The sequence below is a fragment of the Geomonas sp. genome (assembly GCF_035254065.1).
GTDB lineage: Bacteria > Desulfobacterota > Desulfuromonadia > Geobacterales > Geobacteraceae > Geomonas.
In genome coordinates this window covers 1-6,544 of sequence record NZ_DATFBA010000145.1, presented here as the reverse complement: position 1 = coordinate 6,544, position 6,544 = coordinate 1, and the positions used below count along the sequence as shown (strand labels likewise).

General features: G+C 63.2%; 8 protein-coding genes. 7 read left to right on the top strand and 1 reads right to left on the bottom strand.

Going from position 1 to position 6,544, the window contains the following annotated elements; genetic code table 11:
• Together VJ604_RS07155 and VJ604_RS07150 are read left to right on the top strand one after the other, a co-directional pair.
• Positions 1-259: tetratricopeptide repeat protein (locus tag VJ604_RS07155; protein WP_324081086.1), on the top strand; the 259-nt coding region annotated here is incomplete at its 5' end.
• Between the two features lie 236 nt (positions 260-495).
• Positions 496-897, top strand: coding sequence for a VOC family protein (locus VJ604_RS07150; RefSeq protein WP_324081083.1), 402 nt, complete (start codon positions 496-498; stop codon positions 895-897).
• Positions 898-944: 47 nt separating this feature from the next.
• On the opposite strand, the gene VJ604_RS07145 is transcribed toward VJ604_RS07150, so the two are convergent.
• Positions 945-1,232: a DUF1330 domain-containing protein gene (locus tag VJ604_RS07145; protein WP_324081082.1), complete on the bottom strand. Its 288-nt coding sequence runs from the start codon at positions 1,230-1,232 to the stop codon at positions 945-947.
• A gap of 110 nt (positions 1,233-1,342) precedes the next feature.
• Here VJ604_RS07145 and VJ604_RS07140 point away from each other — a divergent pair, with 110 nt between their 5' ends.
• From VJ604_RS07140 to VJ604_RS07120, 5 genes are all read left to right on the top strand, one after another.
• A complete protein-coding gene (locus VJ604_RS07140) occupies positions 1,343-1,975 on the top strand; it encodes a hypothetical protein (RefSeq protein ID WP_324081080.1) in 633 nt (210 codons plus the stop codon).
• A gap of 396 nt (positions 1,976-2,371) precedes the next feature.
• Complete coding sequence (locus VJ604_RS07135; RefSeq protein ID WP_324081078.1) at positions 2,372-4,165, top strand: methyl-accepting chemotaxis protein; 1,794 nt, start codon at positions 2,372-2,374, stop codon at positions 4,163-4,165.
• A 21-nt stretch (positions 4,166-4,186) separates the two neighbouring features.
• Positions 4,187-4,540: an STAS domain-containing protein gene (locus tag VJ604_RS07130; protein ID WP_324081087.1), complete on the top strand. Its 354-nt coding sequence runs from the start codon at positions 4,187-4,189 to the stop codon at positions 4,538-4,540.
• Complete coding sequence (locus tag VJ604_RS07125; RefSeq protein ID WP_324081076.1) at positions 4,540-4,905, top strand: response regulator; 366 nt, start codon at positions 4,540-4,542, stop codon at positions 4,903-4,905. The genes VJ604_RS07130 and VJ604_RS07125 overlap by 1 nt, the downstream gene beginning before the upstream one ends.
• The coding region (locus VJ604_RS07120; RefSeq protein WP_324081074.1) for a chemotaxis protein CheA at positions 4,902-6,544 on the top strand (1,643 nt) is incomplete at its 3' end. The genes VJ604_RS07125 and VJ604_RS07120, both read left to right, overlap by 4 nt.

Genomic DNA, 6,544 nt, shown 5'->3' with positions numbered 1-6,544 from the left:
CTGCCTCTCCGCCCTGCAACTGGAGCCCGACAATCCCGCCCATTTCATCAATCTCGCCAGGATTCATCTGGTCGCCAAGCAGAAAGCCGACGCCTTGCGGGTGCTGCGCCAGGGGATGGCGGCAGCCGCGAGCCCCGAGATCCTCGCGCTCCTTGAGGGGCTTGGCAACCGCAAACCGCCCGTCCTGTCTTTCTTGCATCGCGACCACTTCCTGAACAAGTACCTTGGCATCCTATTGAGTCGCCTCCGACTGCGGTAGGAGCAGGATTTCCCACCTTCAGTGACTCTTCCCTACTCATTCTCGTCCCGAATTCCACCTGATCTTCCGCTATCACCTCCCCCCTCACTGATAAAGAGGGGTTTTCCCCTCCATTCGCAGACGTTGAACCACTGGTCGCCGCTCCCTTTACCTTATTGCCGATCATACTGATTGACGGTTGCCTCAGCTTGAAATAGGGTAATAATTGATCGGTATCTTTGGCGGCGGACCTGACGGTGACTGGAGGTGACGCGATGACCGACGAATTCAGAAAGCAAGGCGCTTTCAGCTGGTTTGAGCTCAGCACGACCGATGTGCGGGCAGCCGAAGCCTTCTATACCAGACTTTTTGGCTGGACGACCGAACCCTGGACCGGCGAGGAGAGCTACCGCCTGATCAAGGTGGATGGCAAGGAAGTCGGGGGCATCGTACAGACCCGCGCTGACGAGAGCTCGCGGCCGATGGGGTGGGGGATCTACGTGACCGTGACCGATGTGGACGCGACCGCCCGCAAAGCCTCCGAGTTGGGTGGTAAACTGCTGGTGCGACCGACCGACATCCCTCGGGTCGGCCGCTTCTGTGTCATCCAGGATCCGCAGGGCGGGGTGATAACAGCCATCACCTATGCCCGAGGGTAGGGGAAGATGTTATCTCGCCTCTCTAGTGGCTGCTGCCACCCATCACCCTATGTTTCATAGCACAGCAGGGTCATCTCCGCGGCTCGTTCTCGAAGTGGAATGAGCGCCTGATAGGCAGCGGATGAGAACCAGCCCTTGACCGCCTCAACACTGGGAAAGCCGATGACCACGATGTCGCTGTAGGGAGTGTCGCCGGCCAGCGCGGCGACCTTCTTGCCACGGAAGGTCAGTTCCGCTCCCCACGGAGCCAGAGTGGCAGGAACCTGGCTCCTATACTCCGCCCATTGTTCCGGATCCTTGACGGTGATCTGACCAACTACATAGGCACTACTCATGGTAACGCTCCTTTCCTTGCCGTGAAAGCACCGTGTGCCCCAGTTTGACTGCACCCTCCCCCTTGCTAGACTTTACAACGTGAAAATAAACGAAAACGGGAGGGAGGTCTATGAGAAGAAAACTTTTTGCCGCGCTGGCCATCACTCTTTTGCTGATCGTCTGCGGCTGCGGAGGAGGCGGCAGCAGCCCGCCTGTCTTCTTCACCACGCAGATCCTAAGCTCGCATGCCAACGATGGTGACATCGAACTGGATAGCGGGGGAGTGTTTCATGTCAGCCAAGGGGGCTTGGCCAGCGTCTTTGCCGGTCTTGACAGCGTCACCGGTTCCGAGTTCCGAGCCTTCCTGGACTTCCGGCTCACCGGGGCGGGCGGCGTTCCCGGCAGCGCCTTCATCGACTCAGCCACCCTTGACATCTTCATAGACAGCTACCAATCGACCGCCCCCTCCATCCCCGTTCGCATCGAACTGGTATCCTTTCCGCCTCAAACCCTGCTCCCCTCGGATTACGATCGCGTCGTGCAGCCTCCACTGGCGGCCATCAGAACCTTCATCATCCCAGGCGACGTGAATCACAACGTCCAGATTGACGTAACACCGCTGATGGTGCAGGCGCAGCGTCTGGCCCTCCCCGATTTCCAGGTACGCATCCTGGAAGACCTCGGGCCGGTAACGCCGGGGCTCTTCGAGATCGAGGAAGCGACCGCGAGCCGTGCTCCGCTCCTGCAGGTCATCTATCACTGACTCGCCCTGGAATGGCCAGTTCGCCTGGCCATTCCACCCGTCCCTTCCCTTTCCTGCAGAACAGGCATACCCCGTTCCCCGAACCATTTCCCCCTTGAGCTTTTTCCCCAACATCAGAGTGCCGGCGGTCAGTCGGGTTGCGACCGTGTGCAGTACTGGGTCTATGAAGATATTTCAACAGTGATCCGCGTCCGTGAAGGGGCTTCAGCCAAGAGCATCAAGATTCGCACCCCGCCATCACCATTTGACACCGACTCTGTTCGGCTCCGGGACGGTGCGCGGGGAGGGTGAAAAAATCCTTTCAAGATATCTGACCCCTCGTCGATACATTAAGGACGACGGAACGTGGTGTTAATGGGACCCTCCGTCGCTGAGTTCATGCGGCATCGGGGGACGATGGTGGGGAAGATTTCAGCGGGTGATGATGTGGTGGCAGCGGCCGCTTTACCGGATGAGGTAGCGAGGCTGTCGGCCGGGTGGACGTCGGTGCTGGATGGGATCGCGGCGGAGTTGGGGGAGATCGCCCGCTCCACGGAGGACGAGTTCCTGGCCATCGGCGGCAGGCTGCAGGAGTTCTACCAGAGCGGTCTGGGGATTTCGGCGCTGGCCGGCGAGATGGTTGGGGAGGTGGCAGGCGACCGGGTGATCGAGGCGATGACCCAGCTTGCCGGGCTGCTTGACGAGATGGAGCGCTACGTCGGCCGCGCCCGCTCCGAGATCGGTGCCAGTTCGGACACCCTCAAGGAAACGCTCTCCCTGCTGGAGCAGGTCTCCGAGCCGCTGTCTGGCTTCAAGAAGGTGAACAAGGTGCTGAGGATGCTCGGCATCTCCACCAAGATCGAGAGCGCCCGGCTCGGCCAGAGCGCGGCCGGGTTCGACACCCTGGCAAGCGATGTGGGCGAGCTGTCGGTGCAGGTGAACGACAAGGCGGCGGTGATCATCAACCGCAAGGAAGAGCTCACGGGTGCCATCGCCCAGACCCTGCGCGGGGTGCTGGAATCGGGCGCACAGCAGCACCAGCAGGTGATCACCATCCTCGACAAGACCCGGCGCTGCCTGGAAACCCTGACCGCCATCAACGGGCGCTGCTCGGGATCGGTCACCGACGTCTCGGCCATGTCGGGGGAGGTGACCCGCTCCATCGGCGAGGTGGTCATTTCCATGCAGACCCACGACATCGTGCGCCAGCAGATCGAACACGTCGAGCAGTCCCTGCGCGAACTGGTGGGGGGGATCAGCTCGGGACTCGCCGGGGCTGACGATGCCGCGTGCATCTGCGAACTGCAGGCGGCACAGCTCGCCTTCGCCGGTTCCGAGCTGGATTCGGCGGTGCACACCATCATCGCCAGCCTGCGCGAGATCGCCAACAAGCAGTCCTCGCTCTCCCGGCAGACCAGGGGGATGGCCGGTCTCGCCGACCAGACGGGGGGGAGCTTCTTCACCGAGATGGAGCGCGACGTCTCGGTGGTCGGCGAGGCCCTTTTGAAGAGCTCACAGGTGAGCGGCGCGCTGGGCTCCGCCATGCACACGGTGGCGGAGACGGTTGAGGAGATCGCCATCTTCGTGGCCGACATCGAGCGGATCGGGGAGGAGATCAAGCTGATCGCCCTCAACGCCCAGATCAAGTCCGCCTATACCGGCGAAGAGGGGGCCGCGCTGGGCGTATTGGCCGAGGCCATCCAGAGGCTCTCCATCGATGCCATTGATCATACCGGCTCGGTGTCGGCAGTCTTGCAGTCGATCATCGCGGTGACTGAGCGGCTTAGGGGGATCGAGGAGGGGTGCGACCAGGGCGAGCAGGTATCGACCATGGTGGCTTCGCTTGCTTCCCTGTTGGAGGTGCTGCGGGAGGTGAACCTGGCCCTCAGGCGCTCCCTGCTGGAGATGGACGAGACGGTTTCCCGCCTCTCCGCCGAGATCGAACAGACCACTTCGGGCATCGCCGTCCATCAGCAGGTCTCGCAGGTGCTGGAGCGGGCCATCCAGGGGCTCTCCGCAATAGCGGCAGAGGCGCGGCGGCTGGCGCCTGCCTCCAGCGGGAAGGGGCAGCAGTTCGATACCCTGGCCAGCCGCTACACCATGCAGAGCGAGCGCAACATCCACCGATCCCTGCTGGAGCAGTCGTCCGGTGAGCTGAACGCGCCACCCGTTTCCGACCAGGAGCTGGGGGGCAACGTTGAACTATTCTAGAAAACAGGAGCCATGCACGTGATGACCATAGAACGGCTGCACCCTTCGGACGGGAAGGGGGGAGTGGAACTTAAGGTATCCGGTCGCCTCACCGTCGAGGGGGCTGCCGAATTCAAGGATGCGCTGCGGGAGGCGCTGGCGGAGACCGCGGAGCTGGTGGTTGATCTCACCGGGCTCACCGAGATGGACCTGAGCGGACTGCAACTCCTCTGCGCGGCCCACGGGAGCGCGGAGGTGGCTGGAAAGAGCTTCCGGCTGGTGGAAGGGGACAACGAGGTACTGCGGATGATAGCGGCCGAGGCTGGTTTTCAGCGGCAGGCGGGGTGCCCCCAAGATGTTTCGAAGAGTTGCATATGGGTGAGAGGAGTTAACTGATGGCAAAGACAATCATGACGGCGGACGATTCGGCAAGTGTCAGGCAGATGGTGGCCTTCACCCTGCGGCAGGAGGGGTACGAGGTGGTGGAGGCGGTGGACGGCAAGGATGCCCTGCACAAGCTCGGCAGCACCAGGGTCGACATGCTGATCACCGACCTCAACATGCCCAACCTGGACGGCATCGGGCTCATCAAGGGGGCACGCGCGCTGCCGTCCTGCAAGTTCATCCCCATCGTGATGCTGACCACCGAGTCGCAGGACTCCCGCAAGCAGGAGGGGAAGGCCGCCGGCGCCACCGGCTGGATCGTCAAGCCGTTCAAGCCTGAGCAGCTGATCGCGGTGGTGAAGAAGGTGCTGGGATGATCGACGTACACAGGCAGGCCTTCAAGGAAGAGGCGTACGAGCTCCTTGCCGAGCTGGAAACTTCCCTGCTGGAGTTGGAGGAGCGCCCCGACGACGCCGAGCTGATCGGCCGGGTGTTCCGTGCCATGCACACCATCAAGGGCTCCGGTGCCATGTTCGGCTTCGACGACATCGCCACCTTCACCCACGAGGTGGAGACCATCTTCGATATGGTGAGAAACGGCCGGCTGGAGGTCTCCACCCGGCTGGTCAACCTGACCCTGGAGGCACGGGACCTGATCAGGGCCATGCTGGACGCGGCGGACTCCGGCCGGGGGGCGGACGTGGAGGCGAGTTTCCGGATCATCTCGGGACTGCGCGAGCTGGCAGGCTGCAGCGCACAACAGCCCGCCGGCGAGCAGCCGAAGGTGGAGAAGAAAGAAGCGCCCCCGGTCGCCGTCAGCTACCGGATCCGCTTCGCGCCCAACCGGGAGATCTTCGCCTGCGGCAGCAACCCGCTTACCCTGCTGGCCGAGCTTAGGGAGCTTGGCCCCTGCAGCGTGATGGCGCAGACCGGCAGCTTCCCGCGCCTCGGCGAGATCGATCCGGAGGGGTGTTACCTGTGCTGGGACATCATCCTGACCACCGAGCAGGGGGAAAACGCGGTGCGCGACGTTTTCATCTTCGTGGAAGACGACTGCGAGCTGAGCATAGAGGCCATCACCGACGAAGACCGGAAGCTGGGTGAGATCCTGGTGGAGCGCGGCGACCTTAAAAAAGGGGATATGGAGGCGGTGCTTGCCCAGCAGAAGCGGTTCGGGGAGCTGGCGGTAGCGAACGGCCTCGTACAGGAGACCCGCGTGCGGGCAGCGCTGGTGGAACAGCGGCATGTGAAGGAGGTCCGCCAGGAGAAGCAGACGGCGGAGGCAGCCTCCAGCATCCGGGTGCCGGCAGAGCGGCTGGACCTGCTGGTGAACCTGGTGGGGGAATTGGTCACCGTGCAGGCCCGGCTCTCGCAGACCGCGGCGGGGCGTGGCGACGTGGAGCTCTCCGCCATCGCCGAGGAGGTCGAGCGGCTGACCGGTGAACTCAGGGACAGCGCCCTCAACATCAGGATGATGCCGATCGGCTCCACCTTCAGCAAGTTCAAGAGGCTGGTGCGCGACCTCTCCGGTGAGCTCGGCAAGGAGATCGAGATGACCACCGACGGCGCGGAGACCGAACTGGACAAGACGGTGATCGAGAAGCTGAACGACCCGCTGGTGCACCTGATCCGCAACAGCATCGACCACGGCATCGAGCTTCCCGAGGTGCGCCTGGAGAAGGGAAAGCCTCGCCAGGGGAGGGTGCACCTGGCCGCGGTCCACTCGGGCGACAGCGTGCTGATCACCATAAAGGACGACGGCGGCGGGCTCGACAAGGAGGCGATCCGCGCCAAGGCGGTGGAGAAGGGGCTCATCCAGGCGGGCGCCGAGCTTGCCGACAAGGATCTGTTCGGCCTGATCTTCGCCCCCGGCTTCTCGACCGCCAAGCAGATCTCTTCGGTCTCAGGGCGCGGGGTGGGGATGGACGTGGTCAAGCGGGCCATCGAGGCGCTGCGCGGGACCATCGAGGTGGCGAGCGTGCGGGGGGAAGGGGCCACCATCACGGTCAGGATCCC